Origin of the sequence: Yersinia sp. KBS0713 (assembly GCF_005937895.2) — a bacterium.
Taxonomy (GTDB): domain Bacteria; phylum Pseudomonadota; class Gammaproteobacteria; order Enterobacterales; family Enterobacteriaceae; genus Yersinia; species Yersinia bercovieri.
Genome location: NZ_CP042173.1, coordinates 1,117,565 through 1,143,684, shown reverse-complemented (window position 1 = coordinate 1,143,684; position 26,120 = coordinate 1,117,565). Strand labels below are relative to the sequence as shown.

The window sequence follows — 26,120 nt, the reverse complement described above, 5'->3', positions numbered from 1 at the left end:
AGAAACAGAGAATGACAACATTAAACGTTTCAAAAACCTCACGTGCAGCCACCGGCCAGTGGCCGGTATTGCTCCCGGCGCTTGGTATTCATATCACCGCCGGAGGGCGAGCGCAGCCCTGCCCGATGTGTGGCGGTAAAGACCGTTTCCGCTTTGATAATTTGCAAGGGCGTGGCACATGGTTTTGTAACCAGTGCGGCAGCGGCGATGGCCTGAATCTGGTTGAAAAGGCGCTGGCGGTCACGACCAAGGAAGCCGCCTGCAAAGTGGCCGAGGTGTTAGGGGAACCATCGACCCCTCCATTACCGGCACACAATGCCGGACAGGAAGCGCAGGAGAAAGCGCAAGCACGGCAGCGGGCCGCAGAACAGGCCAGACAGTTGCTGACTGTCGCCCAACCACAGGCCGGGAATACCTATCTGACCACCAAAGGTTGGCCAGAGCTGGAGACGCTGACATTACACGGTAAACCGTTGTGTGTTGGGGGTATTACCTATCAACCCGGCGACCTGTTATTCCCCCTGACTGACAGTAGCGGTGAAGTGGTTAACGTTCAGTTGATTAACGCCGACGGTGACAAGCGCACACTGGCCGGGGGACAAGTGAAAACAGCCTGTCATTCTTTGGCCGGACAGGATAACGCCGTTATCTGGCTGACTGAGGGCTATGCTACCGGGCTAACGGTGCATCATCTGACAGGGGAAACGGTGTGTGTCGCGCTCAGCGCTAACAATCTGCCCGCACTGGCGCAACAGTTGCGTACCCACTACCCGGATGCATTGCTATTGTTGGCCGCCGATAATGACGAGAACGGCACCGGCCAGAGCCGCGCAACAGAGGCCGCCCAATTGAGCGGCGGTAAGCTGGCGTTGCCGTCGGTTGTCGGTGACTGGAACGACGTTTATCAGCAGCAAGGCAAACTGGCTACTCTGACCCAGTTACAAGCATTCAATCAGCCGCAACAGCCCAGCCCGTTTGATACGCTCAGTGACGCCGACCTGAAAGCCATGAGTGCCAGTGAAAAGGCCGAACTATTAGCAGAGCACTATCAGCACTTATTGGCCGTACCACAGGTGGGTGAAGACCTGTGTCGCTATGAAAAAGGGGCGTGGCAGGTGCTGCCATATCGGGTTCTCAGTCGAGAGATTGCCGCCCTGTTCCAGAAAATCCGCGCCCCATTCTCAGCGTCAGGGATTAATAGCGTACTCGATACGCTCAAGCTGATGGTGCCACAAATGGGAACACCCGCTCGGCACTTGATAGGTTTTCGTAACGGGGTATTTGATACCACTACCGGCCAGTTCAGCGCACACCAGAAAACGCACTGGTTGCGTACCGTGAACAGTGTGGATTACACCCCGCCCAAAGCCGGGGAAAATCTGTCCGACCATGCCCCGCACTTTTGGCGCTGGTTAACACGGGCCGCCGGGCAACAGCATGAGAAACAGGAGCGTATTCTCGCGGCGCTTTATATGGTGTTGGCGAACCGCTATGACTGGCAACTGTTCCTTGAAGTGACCGGGCCGGGTGGCAGTGGTAAAAGCGTGATGGCCTCCATCGCCAGCTTGCTGGCCGGTAAAGACAATACTACCTCGGCTACCATCGATACGCTGGAGTCATCGCGGGAACGTGCTTCCGTGGTGGGGTTCTCACTGATTATCCTGCCAGACCAAGAGCGTTGGAGTGGTGATGGGGCTGGCATTAAAGCCATTACTGGCGGTGATGCCGTTGCCATAGACCCGAAATACCGTGATGCCTATTCCACTCATATTCCGGCGGTGATTCTGGCCGTCAATAACAACCCAATGCAGTTCAGTGACCGCAGTGGCGGCGTCTCCCGTCGCCGGGTTATTTTGCCGTTCCCGGAGGTTATTCCGGCCAATGAGCGCGACCCGCTATTACTGGCGAAAATTACCGGTGAACTGGCAGTGATAGTGCGCCACCTGATGCAGCGCTTTACCGCCCCCAATGATGCTCGTGCGCTACTCGAAGCACAGCAGAACTCGGATGAAGCACTGGAGATTAAACGCGGTGCTGACCCGCTGGTCGATTTTTGTGGTTATCTGCTGGCCGTTAATACCCCCAATGGCCTGTATATGGGGAATGCCAACATCATCCCGGCTAACCCGCGTAAATACCTGTATCACGCTTACCTGTCATTTATGGAGGCGCGCGGCCATCAACGGCCAATGAGCCTGACCGCATTCGGGCGCGCTGTGCCACAAACCTTGAGCGAATATGAAATAGCCTTATTAAAACGTAAGACCAATCAGGGGATGCAAACCAATCTGATATTAAGTGAAGACTGCGAGGCCGATTGGTTGCCTAAATGTGAAGCACATTGAATAAACAACATCACGATCGTTTCTACCGATCAATATGGCGTTATTGATCTGCCTAACCCATTGGACGCTATCAGTTACGACACTTATAGTTGCGTTGTACAAACCTCATACATCCAACACCGGGGAGCAATGTATCAGTGTGTACTCGGGCCTGCTTGCAGGCCTTTCTTTTATCCCCAATTCGTCCCACATCTCTTGGCACCTCAAAAATAATCACACCGGCCTGGGCCGGTGTTTTTGTATTCAATGGCCGACTGTTCACAGCAAGTGACTAGTTTGGATAAACTCGTCACTAACTCATCACCGTCTAATACATTGTATTTAAATGATTAAATTCAAAAGTGAACAGTGTGAACAGTTTTTCTATAAATCTTTTTTTTCCGTAAGGTACCTTACAAATACATAAACTAGCAGCAGAGAAATCCATTAATAAACACAGCCTACTTCACTGTCAGTTTCAATAATTGGTACACGTTTAGGTACACACAGAAAGTTTGAACTCAATTTTTATCAATAAATACAATGTATTGATTAATCTATTCAGCGTCCCCCAGCCCACTTTTAATAGGACAGTGACCGGACAGCATCATATAAACCAGTAACTTATGATAAATTACCGGACGAAGCACTGACCTAGTTTAGACCAAAAAGGATACGCAAAAGATACGCGGCTCCTTTAAAAAACACTAAGCCCGCTTCTTGCGGGCTTTTTTATAGGATCCCGTTAATGGATTTTTTTACTTTCATCAGCAAGATTATTGATAGTATTGCGTGGCCAGTGGTTGTCTTTCTTATTCTCTACTATGGCCGAGATGACATACTTAAACTCGTTAGAACATTAAAATCTATTAAGGTCGGCGATCAATTTGAGGCTATCTTCAGTGATGAAGCAGAGAAGCTTGCACAAGAAACCTCAGAGGTTATACCTGACACTAATACAGACCAATATGTTGATATAAGAGCATCTCTACTAGCAAAAGATCCTAGAGCTGCAATCATGGAGGCTTGGATTAGAGTTGAAAAATCAGCATTTGAAGCATTAGAAAGAAAGCATGGACAGACATTTATACCTGAACGAAACCCAATAACGTTAATTAGAAAATTAGTTAACGATGAGATTCTAAACACTCGACAAGCCAATGTATTACAATCGTTACGTTTACTAAGAAACCAAATGGCTCATAATATTGACGTAGAACTCGCGGCTGCTGACGCTGAAAGTTATATAGACTCTGCTGTTACTATAATTTCGTACCTAGATTCTTTTACCCCAAAACCGCAGTAAAAAGATTACTATCCAAACAGATGGCTCAACATTTCTATTCAGTGTTGAGACTATATATCTTTACTCTGCGCAAACCTGCACACACATAAAAATATTTCACCTCCTTTTGCTCCATTCGCCAATGCCAACTTCAATAAGTATTCCTGCTACCCATAGCGCTATTTTCAGAATATTCGGAGCTTAAATCATTAGGAGTAGCCAGATAAAACACCATATGCTTGAACGAAAAACAATGTCGTATTATCGGATGAGTCAATAAACACAGGGAGATAAAGAAATGGATGCGACGTTGCTTTCAAGGATGCGGTCAGGTGGCAGGATTACAAGTTGGTCAGAAACGATGGTGAACCTGGAGGCCCGTAAGCTAATTAATATCGCGAACACGCTGTCCGCTTCCCACCTTAGTGATAGTCTGACCCAAATGAATTTTATCCAAGAAATAAAGGAAGTTGTTGAGCAACAGTTCGCTGCCGCGCGACGTGCTACATCGGACGAAGAGTGTATGGTCTGCATACAAAGTCTGAGAGCGGAGACGGAAAACCTTCAGGCGCAGGACCGGATGTTGCGGATGGAAACCGCGAAACTTTACGCCAAAGTGGAGTTTGTCCGGGAAAATAATAAAATTGTCGGGTATGTTATTTCAGTTGTACATATTGTTGTTTCCGGTGCAGCTCTATTCGGCGGAATGATAATGATGTCAACAATGACCCCACTTGGGGTTCTTGCTGGTGCGATTCTCTTCATGGATGGTGTTAATGGAATAACAAAAGAAGCCAGCCACCTTCATTATGGCAAACAATCACAATCAGAAGGTATCTTTGCTAATGAGGCCATGGAAGCAGCTCAGTTTATGGGGTTTAAACCAGAATCCGGTCTGGCTTTTTATAATGCAATCACGTTAAGCGCTGGCGTTTATGGTATTTTGGGGTTAGCAAGGAAACCAGAGGCTTGGAGATTATTTCGTTGGCTTCCCCGTGACTATTACAGAAAGGTTGATACGATGAGCAGGCCTAAATTAACGATGAAAATTGCTGGCTATGGTATTAAAGCGAAGGTGATTTTCGATCTTCTGGCGACGGATAACACCACCAATTAAGTTTTATTAGTTCGGCAGTATCGCCAAGACTTATAAGAAAGTACTGGCGGTTGTATAAAAGTGGCGATAGCAATGCCGCAAAGAAGACCAATTCCACCAGAAAAGATACTTTCCGTAGTTCCGAACATCACCAGGAAAAGAAATACAGCAAGGCAACTGCTAACAACACATATAGCTATGATAAAGCGCTTGGCTAAGTCTTGAATGGCTTCCCCAAGGGTTCCACCATAGCTTTCTACGTTATTTTTAATTTTCTGAAGTTCTGTATGACTGAAGCCAGAGCTTAACAGCGCTTCTTCGCTTACTCTCATTGCCTGTTCATCCTTAAAAACGACTGACATTCCTTAGTCTATATATCAGAAAATAAATTGTTGGTCGATGAATATAAATTTTAATATTAAATAACATATAGTTATATTCTTATCGTGTTTTTTGGTACGGCTATCCCCACCAAATACAGGTGTGAGGATTTATAAACGCGGGTTATTACAGTTAGGGAGTTATACCCCGTAGACTGACTGAATAGTCCACCCGACACGGTATAGGAGACCGCTGTTGTTCTATTGCTCATTTTCATATCTCCCCCGCCCGGACGGGCTGGTCGCGTATTCACCACATTCGGCTGAGCACCAACCACTGCTGCAACAATGTCCTGAATAGATTGGGATATGAACCCGTCATTCAGTGATGCTCAGGCGAATGTAGAAACAAAAAAGCCCTACCGGTTAGGTTGGGCTGAAGCGAGAGGCATCGTTACGGGGGCCTGCCCGTGGTACTGGCTAGTTGGTTACATATTAACTCTAGCTTATGAAACCATTAACACAATTAGATAGTTTATTAAAATTACTATTACGAATAAGCGCCATTATAAATAAATTTATTAATTTTAATGAGTTAGTCACTCAATTTAACTTTAAAAACATTAATTAACTTAAACAATAATATGACAACTGGCAGTAAAGCTTTCCCCGGTGTTCACCTATTGGCACCCCTTGCCAAGATAAGCGGGAGTAAGTTTTTTTTGCACCCAATAAATAAATCGGGATAGGGGCTGATCTCACAACCAGCCTCCTCCCACACCACCGTACATACGGGTCCGTATACGGCGGTTCGGTTATGTTGATCGTCGCCTTCCTATAACTCTGGCAGGCCCAGTCTGACGAACAGGTTATTGGGAAGTGCTATGTTCAGCGCCGGGCTACAGCTCACCCGCCACTGTTTATGGCAACTTCCCACCGTCTGCGCCGAGAGGTCTTTGCTAACCCCGCGATTGTGCAGCTCTTTATAACGCTTGCCGCCCGTTTTCCACTGTTTCCAGAGGACACTCCGCAGCCTGCGCCTTATCCACCCGTTCAGCTCTCTTATCAGCGATGGCCACTCGTTCAGCCTGTAGTAGCTTTTCCAGCCCGTCATATATCGCTTTAACGGCTCGATTAGCTGCTCCAGGCTTCTGCCCGTGTTACGTCCCGTCAGTTCCCTTATCCGCGTTTTGAACCGCTTCACCGATCCCGGCGACACCACGCACCACACTTTCCTGCCCCTTATGAAGCTGTAACCCAGGAACTTACGCGACTCCGGATGCGCCACTGCGCTCTTTTTCGCATTCACCTTCAGCTTCAGTTTACGGCTCAGCCAGTGCGTCAGCCCCGCCATCACACGATTGCCTGCACGTTCGCTTTTCACATACACATTACAGTCGTCTGCATAACGGGCGAACTTCAGGCCGCGTTTCTCCAGTTCCTTATCGAAGTCATCCAGCAGCAGATTCGATAACAACGGCGACAGCGGGCCGCCCTGCGGCGTCCCTTCTGTCACCGGCCTTACCAGACCGGCTTCCATCACGCCTGCATTCAGGAACCTGCGGATAAGTGACAGCACCCGTTTATCCGACACCCGTTTCGCTATCCGGCTCATCAGTACATCGTGGTTCACCCGGTCGAAGAACTTCTCCAGATCGAGATCGACCACCCAGTGATACCCGGACCCAATATATTCATGAGCCTGTTTCACAGCCTGATGGGCAGAGCGCCCGGGGCGGAACCCGTAGCTGCTGTCGCTGAACGACGCATCCCACTGCATCTGCAACACCTGCATCATCGCCTGCTGGATAAAACGATCCACCACCGTCGGGATACCCAGCAGACGTTCGCCGCCGCAGGGTTTCGGGATGGTCACTCTTCTTACAGGGGATGGGCGATAGCTGCCGGACAGCAGTTGCGCTTTCAGTTCGGGCCAGTGGTGTTTCAGGTACTCCGGCAGTTCGCTTACGCTCATGCCGTCGGCTCCCGCCGCACCTTTATTGGCCTTCACTCTTTTCAGGGCTTGCCTGAGATTGACGGGTTCACAGATGGCTTCCATCAGCCACGCTGTTGACGACGGACTTTCTCTGGTCGTCGGTGCCTGCCCGGTTTCAGCCCCCCGGGAACCGGCGTCCGGGGCTTCACCCCTTCTTCGGGCTTCAGGGCCGCGATGCGTTTTCTGCTGCATGACCGTTCAGAACCTCCGCTGATACTCGTCACTCATTACCGTTCGGGCCTTCAGACGTCACGTCCTACTATGCCCTCTGCTGACTCCTGTCCACCGGTCAGCGCACCTTACGATGCACTCAGTTCTGAATACAGAACGCCGGACAGGCCTCCCGGGGTAAGCTCAGCCGCTTTCACCACACACCTGCCCAATCTACCACCCCGGCTCTTGATGGTTATGGCCTTCGCAATCACATGCTTGCTCCGCCAGTCGGGTAGGCCTTATATCGGGTTTCTGTCCGTCAGGTCATGGTTTTGCTCCACGCTTCCTTCAGACCCCGCCTCACGACGACGCCCTTGCGCTTCACTAGTCCTTCGCCACCATCAGGCTGGACAGGGGACTTTCACCCCCGAGCTGCTGAGCATGCCCGGCACACACGACAAAACCCCGCACGATGGCGAGGTTTATTTGACTGGGTAAGCGCTACTGCACAACCCACTCTTATCATAATAGTGGGTAAAATTCGTAACGAATAGCTTTTTATGCGTTTTTTGTATTCGTTCATACTTACTCTGACACTCATTGTACTCTGGGCTAAATCAGATCTGACAGTCAGCTCGGTGCCATAATCTGATGTTGTTAATCCCCCACTGCATTAATCATTGGGGTGGTGTTAGACACTATCGAATTAAGCTCAGGGGGAATCAATGCGTAAACTGGCGCAATCCTACCAAATGGGTTAAAAACAAAATTAAGAAATAAGCTTTGCCAAAAGAGAGAGCGGAGTCGCTGGAATCACTGGTAAAAATAAGCGAATTACTCAAAAGGAAATCCATGGATGACGATACCCACGCTAACAACAAAACGACTGTGTTTAAAACCGCTGGTTGCAGAAGATGCAATTCAGATTCAGAAGCTCTTTCCGCGCTGGGAGATAGTTCGCTATATGGTCGCCTCAGTGCCATGGCCCTATCCTGATAACGGTGCTGAGAATTACGTCAATAACATTGTACTGCCAGATATGGAGAAAGGAATTGCCTGGTTCTGGGCTATCAGACGTCGTGAGGCGCCTGACTACCTCATGGGTTTAATCTGTCTTTATGACGTTGAGGATAATAACCGCGGATTCTGGCTGGCACCGGAATATCAGGGGCAGGGCTATATGCGTGAGGCCAGTATTGCGGCTACGGATTACTGGTTTAATACGCTGAATAAGCCGGTGTTGCGTGCTCCGAAGGCAGCTGTCAATAGCCGCTCCCAGCGTATTTCAGCCAGTAGCGGCATGCGACTCATCAGGACGGATAAGAAAGAGTATGTCAGCGGCCTGCTGGACTCTGATCTGTGGGAAATCACCCGCGATGAGTGGAATGCCCGTCAGATCAGCTGATATTAGTCATGGACTGTCCGCTCTGTGCCAGGGCGGACGTTGCAAATACCTCTGAGTGTTCATCAATAGGGAGCACAATAGCTCCGTCCCCAGCCAGAGCTGATCTGTTTCCGCATCATTATCAGTTTGAAGTGTATTGCTTTTATTCTTGTATTGTAGTGGTCAACTAAAACTGACCACGGCTTTAGCGTTTTTCGTGGCAAAACAATTTCTCTTGTTGCCCTAGAGATGGATAACAAGAGAAATTACCACTCAGCACGCCAAATAAGATCCCAACCGATAACCACGCTGTTCAATTGTCCGCTTTAATGTCGGCGAAGTCAGTACTTCCAGCTCGGTCAGCCGTGGATAACAATAGCCACTGGTCATCAGAATTTTATCAATAAAAGCCGGATGGCACATAACTTCCAGCGAGCTAACCCCTTTTTGGTCAGCGTGGTCCAACAGCTGTAAGAATGTCTGTTCCGTTAGCGCTTCGCCATAAAAGCCAGCATCAAACCATTCAGTGCTATGTGGTTCATTGAGCGAGATACCCTGTTGCTGCGCTTCATGACGGTCAATTCGTAACGCGAGTGATTTTTCGCGAGCGAAAGCTTCAACCAGCGGATAGATCTGCGGCAACATATGTACGTGGTGGTGGCTGTCGATATGTGTCGGCGAACGACCAAAAATAGCGACAAATTTATCAAACTGAGCAGCCAACTCTTGCGCAATCTCAGCCAAATTTAGCGCACCGGCCTCAGCACGTTGCCACAAACCTTTGCCCAATAGCCCATTAGCATCAACCAAAGAAGGCATCGCGGTTAACGGCCGCCCATAGGTCAGCACAAAATGCATCCCGACGGGCAATGCTGGATTTTGCTGACTCAACTCTGCCGCGTGGTGAATATCCGCGCAGTTCATCATTGCCGTGGTCGATGAGATAATACCATGGCGAAATGCTTCAATGATTCCATAATTTTGTCCTTTGCATAGACCAAAATCATCAGCATTAACAATAAGTAACTTTTCCATTGAGGATGCCTTGTAAGCGGTTCCGGCAGGTAATATCTAGCCAGAAACTAATCGGATAACCCCTCTCTGACGCAGTTGAATTTCTTGCGGTAGTTTCCTGGCGTAAAAGAGGTCAGTTTCTTGAAGTTTTTGATAAATAATGTGGTGTCGCTGTAACCCGCTTCAAAGGCAATGTCTGAAACTAAGTAGTTCGTCACTTCAAGCTGGGTTTTAGCAAAATTGATTCTTATTTCATTGATAATCTGCATCGGCGTTTTCTGGTAATAACGTCGGGTCGCACGGGTCAAGTACTCTTGGGTTTTGCCGGAAAGCTCAATCATATTCACCAAGGCTTTCTCACCAAACATCGATTTATCGTGCATTTTGTCGATGCTGGTTTTTAGCCATAGGGGAATATCGTCGTTGACCTCACTCTCTTTATAGTGGCTGATGCGGTTGGTGACATAAAATGTCAATAGCTCGACCAATTCAGTCAGTTCATCTTCCCTAAAGTGCGGTGCAGAAATGGCTGATTCAATATAAGAAAGGAAATCACCTTTTAGGCGATAGGCTTGCGAGGCCACAATAGGCCGCGATAACAGATGGAAATAGTGCTCTTCGAAAAAGGTTTTGCTGATACCAACGTTTAATATACGTGTCGCACCAAATTCATAGGCGCTTTTATGATGAGAACCAATGGGAATAAAAACGACATCGCCGCGTTCTAAGAAGACCCGCTTACCATTAATTTCCTGATAACACATCCCAGTTAATATCAGGGTATATTCATAATAGTCATGTTGGTGTAGACCCGTTGCGCTTTCCGTTTTGTTATAAATAAATAGATGAAACTCTTTTCCGTTAAAAAAGTCTTTTTGACGTACTAACCTGACTTCCATCTTATTTACCTTCACTCTTTCGTTCGAAATAGCTAACAAGTTTACCCGTTTTATCGTAACTTTTGGTGTAACTCAATCAGCTCAGTAATTAACTCTCTGGCCAGCATCGCGTTCATTAAATGATCCTGAGCATGTACTAAGACTAATGTTACTCTGGTTTTCCCTTCACCTTGATCGGATTCAATGAGCTTAGTTTGAACCAGATGCGCCTCATTCAGAGCCTGGCGTGATTGCGCCATCAACTCATCTGCTTGGGCAAAATCACCACTTTTTGCCTGCTTCAGCGCCTTATAAGCCAGACTTCGGGCTTGCCCTGCGTTGATAATCAACCCCATGATCACATCTTCCATTTCATCAGTGGGTTGCACATCTTCAACGATTTTATCTAAATCAAACATACTGTTACTCCGTTAATTAAAGCCATTCTGCCTTGCGACATCCGCAAACCAATAGCCACTTTTCTTGATGACCCGCGTTTGATTTGCCAGATTTAACCGAACAAATCCATAACGATTTTTGTAAGCATTAAGCCAAGACCAGCAATCAATAAAGGTCCATAAATGATAACCCTTGCAGTTGCTACCCTCTTGTAATGCTTGATGCAGCCATTTCAAATGGTCACGGATAAACTCAATCCGATACTCATCATCTACCTGACCGGATGAATTAATAAACTGCTCCTCACCCTCAACCCCCATGCCATTCTCTGAGATATAGCACGGAATATTGCCATAATTTATTCTCAGATTTGTCAGGATGTCATATAGCCCTTTTTCATAGATTTCCCAGCCACGATGTGGGTTAATTTTCCGCCCGGGCATTGAATAGAAACTAAATAAGTCTTCCGGCGTTCTCACCTGCCCTTTAGGGGTTGGGATATCTTTCGCCTGAACCCTTCGGGGCTGGTAATAGTTAACCCCCAATAAATCGATGACGCCACTCGCAATTAGCTCGCAATCACCCGATTCAGTCGATGGCAATAGATCGTGATCGCGCAATAACCGGATCAGTTCTTCTGGGTAAGCCCCTTTGGTGACCGGATCGAGAAAACTGCGATTGAGCAGCAGATCTGCATGGTTGGCGGCCACCTGGTCTGATGAACTGTCGGAACGAGGATAGGTCGGTGTGAGGTTCAAAATAATCCCAATATCACCGCCCTGCTTGAGTTCTCGGTAGTTTTCTACCGCTTTGGCATGTGCCAACACGCTATGATAGGCCACGGTCACCGCGCGTTTAAAATCAACCACGCAAGGGTAATGTTGATGGCCTAAGTAGCCAGCTTCAACCGGGACAATCGGCTCGTTGAAGGTGAACCAATGTTTTACCCGATCACCAAACAAGGTAAAACAGATTTTGGCATACCGAGCATAGGAATCGACAACGGCGCGACTTTCCCATCCCCCTTTTTCCTGCATACACAGTGGCATATCAAAATGATAGAGATTGATAAATGGCGTAATGCCATTCGCCAATAAACTGTCGATCACCGCGTTATAAAAGGTGACGGCGTTGGGGTTAAGCTCACCGTCACCACTTGGGATCAGTCTCGACCATGAAATCGACGTCCTGAACGTGTTATGCCCGAGCTGTTTTAGCAGCAGAATATCCTGCTGATAATTATCGTAAAAGGTGGAGGTGTTTTCTGGGCCAATCTGACCATGAAAACGCTCTGGTGCAATCTCATACCAATAATCGAAGATATTCTTGCTCTTGCCATCCTGCAATGACGCCCCTTCAGATTGGGTTGCAGAGGTGGCACTACCCCACCAAAAATCATCGGGAAATTGATATTTCATTCCAGCCTCCAGACCAGTACGCTAAAACAGGGTATTCATTAAAACTTCAAGCTATCCGCAATATCTTCTTCACTTTCAACCTGACGATCAATTTCGCTCTGCGCCTTATTGGCAATAATCACGAACGGCAGATACATCAGTGTGGCGACACCTAAGTTGAACAAGCTTAATAACATCGCGGCAATGCTACCGTTGGTATTAAAGAATGCCCCCAAGCCTACTGGCATGGTCCACGGCGCAATATTAGTGATTGGCGGAATAAAGCCAGTGTAATATGCAATTGAAGTGATGATTGCCAAGACCGGCTGAACCAGAATAAATGGAATGAAAAATAGCGGGTTCATAATGACCGGTAAGCCAAACAGAATAGGTTCATTAATTTGGAAAATACTCGCTGGCGCCCCCAGTTTTGCGACCTGACGATAATCTTCACGGCGGGAACCGATAAAGATAGCAATAACCAGCCCAAGAGTTGCCCCGGTTCCGCCCAGGAAGATATAGGAGTCAACAAAAGGCTTGGCCCACATATGGAACTCTTTGCCCGCAGCCAATGCCGCCGCGACTGAACCATATTGGGTATAAGTAGCTACGTTTTCCAAGGCAAACGGCATCATAATGCCACTTTCCAGTGCAGATAGTGCCATCGCGCCATGTATCCCGAAGAACCATAACAGCGAGGAGCACATGACATACACCCAACCTACCACACTGCCCATTTTTGATAGCGGTGCTGAAATGCTGTCCATAATGATCTGGTGGAAGTTAGTGCCGTATAACCCGAGGGTATAGGCCAGTACACCCATAATGGAAAGAATAACGAAGCCCGGAATCAAGGCGGAGAAGGAGCGGGAAACTGAGGTTGGAACGCTGTCCGGCAAGCGGATGATCCAGTTGCGCCGAGTAATAAAGGTAAAGACTTCTGCGACCACTAAGCCAATAATAATACCGGAGATAATATTCGCTCCCCCCAGCCAATTGGCCCCCACCGCATAGGCGTCACCAACACTGTACGGGGTTACCGTCATAAAAGCGGCAATAGCCAGTAGAGCGGCGGCGAGAGGGTCGACTCGCTTCTCTTCAGCCAAGGCCATACTGATAAAGAATGGCGTCATTAACGACATGATGCCGAGAGTACCGTTATAGACGTTGCCGCCTATCGCTTTCAAACCATTGAGCGTGGCAATGGTATCAGCATCTAACCGCACCCCCATTGAAAAGAAGAATGACCCCTCACCAAAACTTAAGAATACGTTATTGATAAGAACAAACATGGCCCCCGTCAGGGTTAATGGCATCAGCCGGATAAATCCGTTCTTGATGGCATTGATATGTTGCTGTCTGCCAATCTTAATCGCAAAAGGCAAAATAGCCTTCTCCAGAGAATTAATAAATGCGCTCACAGTGCTCCCCTTATTGTTTTGCTTTTTTTATTGCGGCTACAGCTGCTTTTAATACCCCTAAACCGTCGACTTTGCCGTATAGAAGCGCGTCGATCACCTCAACTGGCTTATTGGGGAACATTTTGGCAACTTCGGGCAACATATATGCTATTTGCGGCCCTAGTAGGATCACATCTGCTTGAGCACCATGCTCTGCCGCCAGCGCTTCCGGGTAAGCATTGATGATAACTGGCACCTCATACTTCTCTGCTTGTACTTTCATTTTGGAAACCAGTAGCGAGGTGGACATACCGGCAGAGCAAAATAGATAAATTTTTTTCTTTTCCATACCCAACACCTTTTGATGTTCAAAAGAAACAAGTTATTTATATGCCAGTGCAATGGTGAATTCCCTTTATCTGTACTTTATCGTGCCCCTTGCCCAGCCCATTGTTTCTGGTTGTCGGCAGTATACGGCGTTGATAGCCAAGTCAGTAATTCACATATCACTATAATCGTCTCTAATTGACTTTTGATATTGATGCCCTTCACATTTCTAAGCGATTACAATGTGATGGTTATCGCAAAATGGTTATTTTTTTGCTCGGCGAATTAAGTTTAATTCATTTGCATTTCATATGGTTAGTTTTATTCGCGAATGACAGTAGAACAAGATGCAGCAATAAAAATACATTGAAACTTATGGCAGGATAAATTAGGGATTCTTATCGGTTTGAGAATCGTCCCATTCGAACTTTTCCCACATTGACAGTGATTCAGTGTCACGGCTTTATTCGTGGTGCGAAGTGCATTTCTACTCTTCAAGAGCTAGCAGCGCACATATTCACGATGTGCGCATTGGACCTGACGGCTATCTTTACCTGTTAACCAATGAAAGTGGCGGTAAATTACTGAAAATAAGCATTACGGTTGGCTAATCGCCTCAGCTTATTTGTACTACAATTATTCCGACTCTAACGAATAGCCATTGAGGGCTTTGTTATGACAGCAATAGATGTAATGTGGGTAGGACTGGGTGGCGGCATCGGTTCACTTTTACGATGGTGGATAGGGCTGGGCGTCGGCAGAGTATATAAAGGCAATCTCCCGCTCGGCACTTTTCTGATCAATATTTCCGGTGCATTTATTATTGGTTATCTGAGTGTTCTTTTTAACGTTGACTGGCGTGACCGCTATGGTGACTTAATGAATGCTGCGGTATTAACCGGTATTTTAGGTGGCTATACCACCTTCAGTAGCATGCAATTAGATGCGGCAAAATTGGCGACTATACGTGGTAGAGCCATTGCTGCTGGGTATTTGATTATTTCTGTTCTGGTAGGTCTAGCCGCAGCGGCATTTGGCGCTTGGCTGGCTTATTAATCGGAGAGCACTATTATGCCGAATCTTATTATTCTCGTCTTTGTCGGTGGCGCATTTGGTGCCATGTGTCGTGAGTTCATTATGCTGTCAGTGCCGCGACTGGCCGATGGATTCCCCATGGATATTTTTGTTGCTAATATCATTGCCGCCTTTTTATTGGGGCTGGCGACCTCTTGGTTTAAACAAAACAAAATTAACCAATATGTACATCTAATGGTAGGAACTGGGATTATGGGCGGGCTGTCGACATTTTCCAGCTTTGTATTTGGCGCAGTCGAGATGATGAAAAATCCAACCGGGGTGTTAATCTCAATCTGCTATTTAGTCACTAGCCTAATCGTTGGTTTTATTGCGGTTGAATTGGGTTTAATGATCGGCCCAAAAGAGAAACCCAAAGATCCACAAGCAGCCGTTGAATAAATAAAAAACTGACTATCGTCCCAAGAAGAAAAACAACACCCTCACTGCCGAGGGTGTTTTATCTGCTATTACTGATAAAAACTCGCCATAATTAATCTAATTTTTGGCATTTACCAAAGAACATTTCCGTAATCAGGGAATTATTGATGGTATCGCCATTCAGGGTTCTAACCAGCAGTTCACTGCCGAGTAAGGGGAGTGAGAACACCATATCAGGATTAACCCGTTTAACTTTTTCCATATTTTGCGTTTCATTAACTAATGCCAATGTTTTCGTGCCTTCACCAGCAATTTCTTTGGCGGCCAGAATGGTAAAGGTGTTGTCGGCATCACTGTTGCACAATGCAATAATATATTTTGCCTTGGCCGCGCCGGCCAGTTTCAATGTTTCTACCGAAGAGGGATCACCCTCGATAACATCTGCATGAGGAGGGAAATTGTGTTGGCTGCCGACGGCACAGACAACTGTGACATCATCACCTCGGTCACGCAGGCCATTATAGACATTCAGCGCCAAAGAACTGGAACCAACAATAATAAAATGATTTTTACGTTCCACGTGAGTAATCCTGCCTTTAACTATGCGTTTAATATTATTACTGATTATCGGGCCGGCAATCGAAGCAATTGAAGTCGCAAAAACAGTAATACCAGCAATAATCACCGTAAGAGTGAACATTCTCGCCACAGTGGTATGCGGGATAATATCCCCGAAGCCCACCGTCGACATACAGACAATCGCGAAATAGAATGCAGTCGGTAAATCAGTCACTACCGGTGCAAATTCATCGCCCATGTAAAGTGTGCCCAACATGCTATAGACGATTAAGGAACAGATACTTGCGATCGCAAAGAATGTCGCACTACCGAGACTGTAATGATCAAACTCACGCCAATAAAATAGCAGCGCGACAACGACGATAAGAGAATAAGTCGTCAATTTATTCTGATCTCTCAGAATAAATATATTGATAGCAACGAGAGTAAACAGTAATAACACCGTAAGGAACCATGCCGTACGGATTTTCATCGACACTGCAAATGCCATCAGTATCAATAGCACACCGATCATAAATTGTGGAATTTCAAATAAATCAAGAAAACTAAGCGCCTCCTTCCAGGTACTGAAATTGTTTATCGCATCAGTTGAATGAGAGATCGCCCGGAGAAGCACAGGGCTTAACACCAGACACCCATTAATGGCCACCAAAATAGCCAACAAAAGTGGTATTGATACCTTAGTCTTAATTTCCTGTAATATTTTCATCAATAGAGTGACTAAAATTGTTATAGGTAGATTAAGTATAGATAAAAAATGAGATATTTCATGGCAGAACCAGACTATTTTTGACTAAAATCAAGAGATAACATTACTGAATACGGCGAGAGTTGCATGCACTTATAGTCATCTAATATTCACGCGGCGCAATCGGATTTAAGATCCAATATAATCATCAGACGTTAATATTTAATGTATTGATTTTATTGAAAGCTAGTTTTACACCCTGTAAAGTTATCGATACTCAATAATTTGTAAAAAAACAAATAGAATTATTGGCATTAATTCTATTCATAAACAATAATATAGTTGTTCTCTGGCATATAATACGCTGGAGTTCTTATCCTTGAGTGATATTCATCACCCTTAATTTAATGTTACAAATATCTAACCGTATTTAACAGATAAATAAGGAAATAAGCATGTCCTACAAATCACTTCGTAATATTGCATTGACTGGTTTACTCCTTTCCGCTGCGGCAACAACCTTTGCAGCAACAACCACTAGCGCAACAGGAACTACCCCGAGTGATATGACCTGCAAAGAGTTCCTGGATCTGAACCCTAAGTCATTAACTCCTGTTGTGTATTGGGTATTGAATGATGATACTCAATATAAGCATGGCGATTATGTTGATTTACACGAAACAGATACCATCGTGACACCAAAGGTCGTTGAGGTGTGCAAAAAGTCGCCTGAAAGTAAATTATCTGAAATGAAACAGGATATTTTAAATTTCGCTAAGAAACACAATATGTAATTGTCAAATGTAGCGCAGTAAGTAAGATGCCCATTGGCCATAACGACTAATGGGCATCTTATATTTTGGGGTAATAAAATCCTATCGAGTAATACTTAATTTATCGTAGCCACGGACATAATAGTTAATAGCCGAAATTAACCAACACAGTATAAACATACCAATAATCCAATAGCCTATCTCGCCCAAGTTTTCGCTGATATTATTAATTGGCGTCCAAATTCCACCGGTCAAGTTAAGTTTATCTGATATTAATCCCAATGCTTCAATACCGCCAATAAAGAAAGCAATGATAACTGAAGCTGCTGTAATAGTGATGTTGTAATATAGTTTGCGCACCGGTTTAGAGAAAGCCCAACCATAAGCGCCAATCATCACAAAATTATCAAGTGAATCGATCAATGCCATCCCGGCAGCAAATAAGATTGGGAACACCATAATCGACCACAGATTCATACCATGGGTTGCGCTGGCAGCTGAGATCCCTAACACTCCAATTTCAGTGGCAGTATCAAAACCCAAGCCAAATAAAAAACCCACCGGGTACATATGCCAGCTTTTATTGACCATATTAAATACTCGCTTAAAAATTCTGGCGAGTAGGCCACCATTATTCGTCACCAGCAGATCAAGCTCTTCATCTTTGTACACATGACCCGCTTTGACCTGTTTGAATTTTTTGTACACTGAAATCAGGATGGTTAAATTAAGGAAGGCAAACAATAACAAGAATACAGATGAAACCAGTGTGCCGATCAAACCGCCGGTTTCATGAAACCAAGTCATATTATTCTTAAATGCCATGGCGGTCGCAGCAATGGCCAGTGATGCTAATATCACAATGGTTGAATGGCCGAGAGAGAAGAATGTTCCGACGGCAATCGGGGTTTTACCTTGCTGCATCAATTTGCGAGTGACGTTATCAATGGCAGCAATATGATCCGCATCAACGGCGTGACGAAGGCCAAAGCTATAAGCCAAAAATGCCATCCCCATCAATACTGCATTATCATTAAATTCCGTAAAAGCCCAAACCCACGCCAGCCCATTAACAATCAATAAGCCAATCAGCAAGTAGATAGCACGAAGCTTAGTTTCCCGATTGCCAAAGGCGCTACTTCTCTCTATTCCTGTCGTCATGTTTGTACTCCAGAATAAAATCGTTATTGTCGATGCGCAGGCATCACATCTTTATTCGGCACCAGGAATAACCACGAGGCCAAAACAAACGGCATGGTTAATGTCGGAATGCCAATCGGCGACAGTAAAGTATTTAGCGCTCCTTGGACGATGACAGTGAAAATAACCCCGACAATGGTGTAAGCCAGAACTCGCCAACTGGGCTTATTAAATGTAGAGCCTAATGCAATAGCCGTTAATACCGCACTGAAAGCATAGAGCCCGGCATTAATACTCTGGTGATCTGCATCAAGGAGAGCGGCTGTCAGGATCGCTAATAATGCACCACAGACGCCAAAAATAGCAGCCCATAGCGATTCAACGGCTAAGCCAATAACAAATAAAATACCACCAATCAAACTACTGAATAAAAAGACCTGTGAAATGCCGTTAAACATGCTGACAAAAATATTACTTTGCGCAAAAAAGTTGCTGCCATCCAAAATAAGTTGATGCGGTAAGGCTGGCGTTGGTAATCCGCTGCTGTGCAAACCGGCAAATGCATAACTGCCTAGCAGTATCATCCAGGTAGTTAAGACAAAAGGCGCTGTCAGTGCTGCGACTTTCCAGGTTTTTAAAATATCGGCAATACAGGCAGTGACAATAACCGACACGATACTGCCCAAGATAATGCAAGCCCAAAGTATCGGCGTGACGACCAAAAAAGTCGGCAGTGCCGCGCCGACTAAACAGCCATTATAACCATATAGCCCAGCCCGCCATGATTTACGATCGCGCATGGTTAGCCCCGTTAAGGTGGCAATAACTGTACCCAATACACAACCATAAGCGACCGCCGGATTCCCCTCACCATAAGCGCCAACAAATATTGCGATAAAAAAGAGTAGCCCTGTGAGTGGATTATTTTGGAACATAACCTGAGCACAGCCGCGCAGTGTGGTATCGATAAATTCAATGAAAACATTCGAACTACTCAGTTGCGCCCAGCCAGATAAATTGCCGGTTTTTGCATTCATTATGTTTATCCTTCTGACATGAAGTTGCAGCCTATCAGCGGTAACAGCACTATTTTTGGCTTACACCTAGCGCCACAAAAATTTTTCCGGCAATGTAATACCGAGAATTTCTTCACGCGCTATCTTCCAGAATTGGCGAATTTCGGCTTTAACACCGGCACTATCAATACCCAGTGCTTTAAATACCAAGCCGCAATCATTGGGTAAACGTGTTGCCCCACTGGCAATGCCGCCTTTAATATCAAAGCGCGCAGGAACCCGCGCCAAAATACGGTCATGATGCTCCTTCGGAGTTAATAAAATAACGTTGCCGAATGAGTCAAATGTTTGCATGACCCCAATGGCATCCAGGCTCTCAACTTTAGGTTCCAATATATACTTCTCAACAAACAGCTCTTTTCCTGCCAAATTATGGGCGACCACTTTGGATGAATAAACATCAAAGCCAAAGCGCTCTTCCGCATGGTGATATTTGCGCCCGGACATCAGCACTTCTGAATAAATCGCCGTCGCCGTCGGATGAATATGAATAGTGGTATCCGTAATAAAGCGCGAATTGCGGTGCGGAATCAGCGGGTCCGGCATAAATTCCAGATAACCGCCCTCCTCTACCGTGAAATTCTGTATTTGCGCCGCGTAGTTCGCATTCATCATATGAACTTTGGTTGCTGACTGGGTGGTGACATGGGCGCAGGCTCCGGCCTCCACATGCACATCGGTTGCCAGCCGATCCCCTTGTAAAATGCACCCTGCCGTCGAGATCATGGTGACACAAGGTAGCTCGGGCATCTCTTCGTCCCAGTACAACGCCTTTTGCACCAAAGATGGCACCCGTCTTTCCATTTCTGCCAAAACACTGCGCTGCCCACGTTTGGCAAATCTCAGTTTGAGATAGCCACTTTTCCCTACGGCCCCGCTACGCATTTGCGCCGGCTCGTCCTGATATTTCGCTAATTCCGGCGCGTTAATGCCTAATGCGTGAGCTCGAACCCGTGAAGGCGTTTCCACGATATTCTGGCTCTGGGATGTCATGCGTTTGCTCCTTCAGGCTGTACGTGGGTAAATAGGAAGTCGCGCATAATCATGTCCACCAGCTCTTCAATACCCTGCCCGGTTTTACAGTTGGTCAGAATATAAGGGCGCTCACCACGAACCACTTTGGTGTCACTCTCCATCACATCCAGACTGGCGCCCACATAGGGGGCAAGGTCAATTTTATTGATAACCAGAATATCGGCCTGCACCAGACCGGGGCCATTTTTACGCGGGATTTTCTCCCCTTCAGCCACATCAATGACATAGATATAGAAGTCAGCCAGCGCCGGGCTGAAGGTCAGTGTTAGGTTGTCGCCGCCACTTTCAATCATAATCAGGTCGCTATCAGGGAAGCGCTCTTCCATCTCTTCCACCGCAGCAATGTTCATACTCGGGTCTTCGCGCACCGCAGTATGCGGGCAAGCGCCGGTTTCTACCCCGAGGATCTTCTCCTCATCCAAAATGCCTTTCAGCGTGCGTTTTACTTGTTTGGCATCTTCGGTGGTAACAATATCATTGGTAATAATCAGTGGCTTAACGCCCCGCTTAATCAGAATGGGGGTGATCACTTCGATGATGGCGGTTTTACCTGAACCTACCGGGCCACCAATACCAATGCGGGTGATCTTTTTGCGTTTATCGGTTGAATGGCTGTTCACAGGATAATCCTCTTCATTTTAATCTGATTTGGGTCGGTACTGGGTTTACAGCAAACCCAGTACTCAGCATGCACTTTTATTAATCAGTGGTTTGCTAACCGATTAATTACTGAATAGGCGAACATGGGCTTTCACATGTACCGCCGCCAATACATCCACAATGGGCACATAAGACGACATCTGGTCGATATCGCCAATTTCGGCAATATCGCAGAACTTCTCAATGTCATGGTTCAACTCAAACAGGATGTGCTGAGTGTCAAAATGGGTCACACGCATTAAGCGCATGGCCGCACTTAATATTGTCATTGCCACCCCATATTGATGCATCACCACCACTTCCCGCTGCCCGATCCCCTGCGCGGCCATGACCACGGCCTGAGTCACCGGATAAGTCCCGGCGGTATTGCCATTTTTTATCTGTTCCAGCCACCAGCTAATTAGCGGGTGCTCCACCACATGGATAGACATTTCTGCCAATTTTTTCCCCATGCGGGTCGCCATCAGACGGCTCTCTTCATTTAATTTGCGGTTATTCACCGCCCAGTCGGCGCGGATAATGCCGTCCCGATCATCGGCCATCACGGCGCGGTGGGCCGCGACAACCCCCATGCCATCACAGCTGGCAGCCTGCTTCAGTGCTGTCAACACAAAGCCTTTTAGGGTCGCCACATCATGGACGATGCCTGTTTGAATGGCTGACTCCACACCATTGGAAAACGTAAAGGCCCCGACCGGCAGTACCGAATCACCAAATTGCATAATCCGAATCAGATCTGATGCATTCATTGCGCTGCCCCTCCTCTGCCCGGATCACTGTTTATGTTTATGGTCGTGGTCGTGGTTGTGATCATGATCATGGTCATGACTGTGACTATGGCCATGAGAATGAATGGCGTGCACATGTAAGCCGGAACCATGGGGTTCATCTAAGGGGCTGGCGACATGAACATGAGTGTCGCTCTCCTCCGCGCCGCCAAACAGCAGCCGAGCTTCAGAGTTACTCAGCAGAGGTAAAATCTCCGCCCCCTTAGCAAAGCGGAAAGGGAGATGCTGAAAACCATGGGTTCTCATGACGGAGTCCATCATGGTGGTGGCAACCGTCAGCGGGACATACACCTCGTTATTTTTGGTGACGGCTTTCCAGTGCTGATTACCTAGCGCGTGTCCCAGCTCAAAGCAGGTTTTAATCAGTTCATCCGCTGAACGTTTTTTTAACTCCCTCAGATCAATCACCATGACATCGCGTAAATTGATCTGCACGATGACGGCAACATTGGTTTTTTCATCCCATGACAGCACATCACCATCAGCAAGTACCACGTTTCGATCGAGAGAAATTCCCAAATCCAGACCTTGAGTGCTGGATTTACGGCAGCGACTTTTTTGCGCCTCCCGCTGATCCAGCACCAGGAAGTCAAAAGTGGCCCCTTTGAGTCTCTCCCGCCAAACCGGATCTTTTTTCACATTACCCAAAATGTGCTCTATCAAAATCATGTTGCGGCTCCTTGCATCTATCCATTGCGAGTGGTCAGTTGCCCACAGTAATGAAATCCATTTCTGTGCCACATATCCCAGCCATTGTTGGTCGCCCCATCCAAAGGCTAGATGACACTTACCATGGGCAAGCTGAATTCTGTAATCGACTGGCCCTGATATCAGTGGGATTAGCGTCCAGACTCACCTGATTTATCAATTAGCCAAAGAAATAGCGCTGGTTCATTGATGCGGTTTCGATTGGCTCACAGGTGGCGTGTACACCATCCACTTTTACCGCAAAGGTTTCTGGATCCACCTCAATGTGTGGCGTTTGATCATTACGCACCAGATCCCGCTTGGAGATGGTTCGGCAGTTTTTAACCGCAATAACCTGACGATCCAATCCCGCTTTCTCTTTCACCCCATCATCAAGCGCGGCCTGAGAAACGAAGGTAACGCAGGTGTCTTGCAGGGTTTTACCGTAGGCCCCAAACATTGGGCGGTAGAACACCGGTTGAGGTGTCGGCAATGACGCGTTTGGATCACCCATGGCCGCCCAGTTGATCATGCCACCCTTGATAACCAGTTTAGGTTTGGCACCAAAGAAGCGCGGGTCCCACAGCACCAGATCAGCCATTTTGCCCACTTCAACCGAACCGATGACATGGCTGACGCCCTGCGCGATAGCCGGGTTAATGGTGATTTTCGCCACATAACGCAGCACGCGGAAGTTATCGTTGTTGGCGTCATCTTCTGGCAGTTTGCCGCGCGAGGCTTTCATCGCATTGGCCGTTTGCATAATGCGCAGCCAGTTCTCCCCGACTCGGCCCATCGCCTGTGAATCACTGGAGAACATGGAGATAACCCCCATATCGTGCAGGACGTTTTCTGCCGCAATGGTTTCCGGGCGCACGCGACTTTCAGCAAAGGAGACGTCAGCGGGCACATTCGGGTTGAGGTTATGACACACCATGATCATATCGAACAACTCGGCCTGACTGTTGACACCATAGGGCAGGGTTGGGTTAGTGGAGCTTGGTAGCACATTCATCTGGCTGGCGACGCGGATAATGTCCGGCGCATGGCCCCCACCGGCCCCTTCGGTATGGAAGGTATGGATAGTGCGACCTTCGAAGGCATCAATGGTATCTTCCACATAACCACATTCATTCAAGCTATCGGTATGCACGGAAACCTGAATATCCATCTCATCCGCCATCCGCAAAGAGTGGCGCAGGGCATTAGCAGTTGCACCCCAGTCTTCGTGGACTTTATAGCCCACAACACCGGCAATAGCTTGCTCCAGTAATGGGCCACGGCCATAAGAGTTACCTTTGCCCAGAATCCCCACGTTAACCGGCAGCCCTTCAACTGAACGCAGCATCTGGCGGATATTCCATGGGCCAGGTGTCACTGTGGTGCCGTTAGTACCATCCGTTGGGCCAATCCCGCCGCCGAAGAAGGTGGCGACCCCATTGGATAATGCATGGTATGCCTGTTGCGGTGAGATCAAATGAATGTGGCTATCAATACCGGCCGCAGTGAGAATTAAATGCTCACCGGAAATAGCATCGGTACTGACCCCCACCACCATTCCAGGTGTCACACCATCCATCACCCCAGGGTTACCACTTTTGCCAATACCGGCAATTTTGCCATCGCGAATACCGACGTCGGCTTTAATCACCCCAAGGCGAGCATCCACAATAGTGACGTTGGTAATCACTAAATCCAGCACGCCATTATCACGGGTCAGATGGTTATTGGCCCCCATCCCGTCACGCAATGACTTGCCACCACCGTAAACTGACTCTTCACCATATCCACGCAGATCTTTTTCGATTTCGATAAATAGATTGGTATCACCCAAGCGGATTTTATCGCCCGTGGTAGGGCCAAATAGACCCGCGTATTCTTGCCGAGAAATTTGAGGCATCTGTCGCTCCTTTCTTTTTCCGGTGCGTGTAACGGATTTCTTCATCACACGTATGCGAATTTCGATGATTTACTCAATAAATAACGTGTTATTTAGGTGATTTGAAACCACGCGCCGCCGCACGGCGGATAGCCTCGAGCTTATCCGGGCGCTCACTGTTCGGCACCACGCCTTCGCCAGTCCAGCCATCCACCAGATTGTTAAAACCATACAGTGTTTGCTTGCCACCGAAGGGAATCAGCTGAACTTCGGTCTCATCACCGGGTTCAAAACGGATGGCGGTAGTTGAGGAGATATTCAGCCGCTTGCCATAAGCCGCAGCACGGTCAAACTCAAGTGCGCGGTTAGCCTCGAAGAAGTGGAAGTGTGAACCCACCTGAATGGGCCGGTCACCGGTATTTCGCACTTTCACTTTGGTTACCGGCTTATTTTCATTAAAAGTGATGGGGATATCGGCTAAAATGCAGCCGCCCAGAGGGGTATTCTCTTCTGTTGATGTTTTAGTGCCTTTCTTTGCGCTCATGCTTTAATCCTCTGCAATAATCAGTTCAGGTTTTACTCGCATGTTGCCATCGGTTATTTAATAGGATCGTGCACCGTGACCAAACGGCTACCGTCAGTAAAAATCGCTTCAACCTGAACATTGGGAATTAGATCAGCTACCCCATCCATCACGTCATCTTTGGTAAGAACTTTACTAGCTTCTTTCATCACATCCTCTACGGATTTGCCATCTCTGGCCCCCTCCATTGCAGTCACTGTAATAATAGAAACGGCTTCCGGATAATTGAGTTTCAAGCCACGCGCTTTGCGTTTGAACGCCACATCAGACAGCGTGTAAATCATAAGCTTTTCAACTTCTCTTGGGGTGAGCTGCATAAGCCCTCCTGTATCGTGTTAAGAAAGTGAAAGTGAGAAAAACAATTTACTGAAAAAAGACGAATAGCCACCGATCACACTGTTGTTGATAATAACGACAGTCGTGTTTTATCGAGGTCACCCCGTCAGATTAGTTTGTATGATGATTTGTTTGGATGGGTTTTTTTTACCGCTTTTAGCTATTCCAATCAATAAAAAATGATTGCTCATTAATATTTTTTTACTAAAACAAAAATATGTCACTGCATTTATCCACAGTGATCCACAAATGAGTAAATCAATTAATCGTTTGCCTTCAATAGCGAATGTCATAGCTAATCAATCCCTTTATTTAAAACTGGATTTCGGTATAACACTTCTGTAACAGATAGCGATAAATCAATGGGTTGCTATAAAAATAGAGCCTTTAACCAATATAGACCAAAACACTGAAAACACATCATTAATTAGAAATTTAATAAAAAATGCGCTATAGCCAATAAAAATA

The 26,120-nt window shown here is 46.8% G+C and carries 26 protein-coding genes; 7 read left to right on the top strand and 19 right to left on the bottom strand.

Annotated elements, in window-relative coordinates:
- Nucleotides 1-11: 11 nt before the first annotated feature.
- The 3 genes from FFE93_RS05325 to FFE93_RS05315 all read left to right on the top strand — a co-directional run bounded on the left by FFE93_RS05325 (nt 12) and on the right by FFE93_RS05315 (nt 4,726).
- A complete protein-coding gene (locus FFE93_RS05325; protein WP_138774877.1) occupies nt 12-2,345 on the top strand; it encodes a primase-helicase zinc-binding domain-containing protein in 2,334 nt (777 codons plus the stop codon).
- A 727-nt stretch (nt 2,346-3,072) separates the two neighbouring features.
- Nucleotides 3,073-3,630, top strand: coding sequence for a hypothetical protein (locus tag FFE93_RS05320; RefSeq protein WP_032897836.1), 558 nt, complete (start codon nt 3,073-3,075; stop codon nt 3,628-3,630).
- A 277-nt stretch (nt 3,631-3,907) separates the two neighbouring features.
- Nucleotides 3,908-4,726, top strand: a complete 819-nt coding sequence (locus FFE93_RS05315) for a DUF4225 domain-containing protein (RefSeq protein ID WP_099460461.1) — start codon at nt 3,908-3,910, stop codon at nt 4,724-4,726.
- Here the strand turns inward: FFE93_RS05315 and FFE93_RS05310 are convergent.
- Together FFE93_RS05310 and ltrA are read right to left on the bottom strand one after the other, a co-directional pair.
- Complete coding sequence (locus FFE93_RS05310; protein ID WP_032898228.1) at nt 4,723-5,037, bottom strand: hypothetical protein; 315 nt, start codon at nt 5,035-5,037, stop codon at nt 4,723-4,725. The two genes, FFE93_RS05315 and FFE93_RS05310, sit on opposite strands and share 4 nt — an antisense overlap.
- Nucleotides 5,038-5,860: 823 nt before the next feature.
- On the bottom strand, nt 5,861-7,084 hold the full coding sequence (gene ltrA, locus FFE93_RS05305) for a group II intron reverse transcriptase/maturase (RefSeq protein ID WP_261368997.1): 1,224 nt from the start codon (nt 7,082-7,084) through the stop codon (nt 5,861-5,863).
- Nucleotides 7,085-8,030: 946 nt separating this feature from the next.
- Here ltrA and FFE93_RS05300 point away from each other — a divergent pair.
- Complete coding sequence (locus tag FFE93_RS05300) at nt 8,031-8,579, top strand: GNAT family N-acetyltransferase (RefSeq protein ID WP_054873130.1); 549 nt, start codon at nt 8,031-8,033, stop codon at nt 8,577-8,579.
- A gap of 252 nt (nt 8,580-8,831) precedes the next feature.
- On the opposite strand, the gene chbG is transcribed toward FFE93_RS05300, so the two are convergent.
- Genes chbG through FFE93_RS05270 form a run of 6 tightly spaced genes read right to left on the bottom strand, consistent with a single transcriptional unit; the run spans nt 8,832 to nt 13,995 of the window.
- Nucleotides 8,832-9,593, bottom strand: coding sequence for a chitin disaccharide deacetylase (gene chbG, locus FFE93_RS05295; protein ID WP_138774876.1), 762 nt, complete (start codon nt 9,591-9,593; stop codon nt 8,832-8,834).
- A gap of 47 nt (nt 9,594-9,640) precedes the next feature.
- The gene (gene chbR / locus FFE93_RS05290; protein ID WP_005276033.1) at nt 9,641-10,471 is read right to left on the bottom strand and encodes a transcriptional regulator ChbR; all 831 of its coding nucleotides are present in this window, start codon (nt 10,469-10,471) and stop codon (nt 9,641-9,643) included.
- 50 nt (nt 10,472-10,521) lie between these two features.
- Nucleotides 10,522-10,869, bottom strand: coding sequence for a PTS N,N'-diacetylchitobiose transporter subunit IIA (gene chbA / locus FFE93_RS05285; protein ID WP_005276029.1), 348 nt, complete (start codon nt 10,867-10,869; stop codon nt 10,522-10,524).
- Between the two features lie 12 nt (nt 10,870-10,881).
- Nucleotides 10,882-12,267, bottom strand: a complete 1,386-nt coding sequence (locus tag FFE93_RS05280; protein WP_057649066.1) for a glycoside hydrolase family 1 protein — start codon at nt 12,265-12,267, stop codon at nt 10,882-10,884.
- Between the two features lie 38 nt (nt 12,268-12,305).
- A complete protein-coding gene (chbC, locus tag FFE93_RS05275; RefSeq protein WP_005276023.1) occupies nt 12,306-13,667 on the bottom strand; it encodes a PTS N,N'-diacetylchitobiose transporter subunit IIC in 1,362 nt (453 codons plus the stop codon).
- 10 nt (nt 13,668-13,677) lie between these two features.
- Nucleotides 13,678-13,995: a PTS sugar transporter subunit IIB gene (locus FFE93_RS05270; RefSeq protein WP_005276021.1), complete on the bottom strand. Its 318-nt coding sequence runs from the start codon at nt 13,993-13,995 to the stop codon at nt 13,678-13,680.
- 653 nt (nt 13,996-14,648) lie between these two features.
- On the opposite strand from FFE93_RS05270, the gene FFE93_RS05260 reads away from it, so the two are divergent.
- Together FFE93_RS05260 and crcB are read left to right on the top strand one after the other, a co-directional pair.
- Nucleotides 14,649-15,029: a fluoride efflux transporter FluC gene (locus tag FFE93_RS05260; protein ID WP_032898227.1), complete on the top strand. Its 381-nt coding sequence runs from the start codon at nt 14,649-14,651 to the stop codon at nt 15,027-15,029.
- A gap of 15 nt (nt 15,030-15,044) precedes the next feature.
- Nucleotides 15,045-15,449 (top strand): fluoride efflux transporter CrcB, encoded by a 405-nt coding sequence (gene crcB, locus FFE93_RS05255; RefSeq protein ID WP_005276012.1) that lies wholly within the window; start codon nt 15,045-15,047, stop codon nt 15,447-15,449.
- A gap of 91 nt (nt 15,450-15,540) precedes the next feature.
- Here crcB and kch read toward each other — a convergent pair whose 3' ends face one another.
- The gene (kch, locus tag FFE93_RS05250; protein WP_032898225.1) at nt 15,541-16,716 is read right to left on the bottom strand and encodes a voltage-gated potassium channel protein; all 1,176 of its coding nucleotides are present in this window, start codon (nt 16,714-16,716) and stop codon (nt 15,541-15,543) included.
- Between the two features lie 434 nt (nt 16,717-17,150).
- Between kch and hdeB the strand changes: the two genes are divergently transcribed.
- Nucleotides 17,151-17,489: an acid-activated periplasmic chaperone HdeB gene (gene hdeB, locus FFE93_RS05245; protein ID WP_032898223.1), complete on the top strand. Its 339-nt coding sequence runs from the start codon at nt 17,151-17,153 to the stop codon at nt 17,487-17,489.
- An 81-nt stretch (nt 17,490-17,570) separates the two neighbouring features.
- Here the strand turns inward: hdeB and FFE93_RS05240 are convergent, their stop codons facing one another.
- The 10 genes from FFE93_RS05240 to FFE93_RS05195 all read right to left on the bottom strand — a co-directional run bounded on the left by FFE93_RS05240 (nt 17,571) and on the right by FFE93_RS05195 (nt 25,945).
- Nucleotides 17,571-18,629, bottom strand: coding sequence for a HoxN/HupN/NixA family nickel/cobalt transporter (locus tag FFE93_RS05240; RefSeq protein WP_005276000.1), 1,059 nt, complete (start codon nt 18,627-18,629; stop codon nt 17,571-17,573).
- Between the two features lie 23 nt (nt 18,630-18,652).
- Nucleotides 18,653-19,645 carry an urea transporter gene (gene yut / locus FFE93_RS05235; RefSeq protein ID WP_005275998.1) on the bottom strand — a complete coding sequence of 331 codons (993 nt, stop codon included), beginning with the start codon at nt 19,643-19,645 and terminating at the stop codon, nt 18,653-18,655.
- A gap of 66 nt (nt 19,646-19,711) precedes the next feature.
- Nucleotides 19,712-20,677 carry an urease accessory protein UreD gene (locus tag FFE93_RS05230; RefSeq protein ID WP_032898221.1) on the bottom strand — a complete coding sequence of 322 codons (966 nt, stop codon included), beginning with the start codon at nt 20,675-20,677 and terminating at the stop codon, nt 19,712-19,714.
- Nucleotides 20,674-21,339, bottom strand: coding sequence for an urease accessory protein UreG (ureG, locus tag FFE93_RS05225; protein ID WP_005275992.1), 666 nt, complete (start codon nt 21,337-21,339; stop codon nt 20,674-20,676). Before ureG ends, FFE93_RS05230 begins: the two co-directional genes overlap by 4 nt.
- Nucleotides 21,340-21,441: 102 nt before the next feature.
- Nucleotides 21,442-22,128, bottom strand: coding sequence for an urease accessory protein UreF (locus FFE93_RS05220; protein ID WP_057649063.1), 687 nt, complete (start codon nt 22,126-22,128; stop codon nt 21,442-21,444).
- Nucleotides 22,129-22,152: 24 nt separating this feature from the next.
- On the bottom strand, nt 22,153-22,836 hold the full coding sequence (gene ureE, locus FFE93_RS05215) for an urease accessory protein UreE (protein WP_032898219.1): 684 nt from the start codon (nt 22,834-22,836) through the stop codon (nt 22,153-22,155).
- A 199-nt stretch (nt 22,837-23,035) separates the two neighbouring features.
- Nucleotides 23,036-24,754 (bottom strand): urease subunit alpha, encoded by a 1,719-nt coding sequence (locus tag FFE93_RS05210; RefSeq protein WP_049602959.1) that lies wholly within the window; start codon nt 24,752-24,754, stop codon nt 23,036-23,038.
- A gap of 88 nt (nt 24,755-24,842) precedes the next feature.
- Nucleotides 24,843-25,277 (bottom strand): urease subunit beta, encoded by a 435-nt coding sequence (locus tag FFE93_RS05205; protein ID WP_057649059.1) that lies wholly within the window; start codon nt 25,275-25,277, stop codon nt 24,843-24,845.
- A 53-nt stretch (nt 25,278-25,330) separates the two neighbouring features.
- Complete coding sequence (locus FFE93_RS05200; RefSeq protein ID WP_002215288.1) at nt 25,331-25,633, bottom strand: urease subunit gamma; 303 nt, start codon at nt 25,631-25,633, stop codon at nt 25,331-25,333.
- Nucleotides 25,634-25,750: 117 nt separating this feature from the next.
- Nucleotides 25,751-25,945: a hypothetical protein gene (locus FFE93_RS05195; RefSeq protein WP_032898217.1), complete on the bottom strand. Its 195-nt coding sequence runs from the start codon at nt 25,943-25,945 to the stop codon at nt 25,751-25,753.
- Nucleotides 25,946-26,120 lie beyond the last annotated feature (175 nt).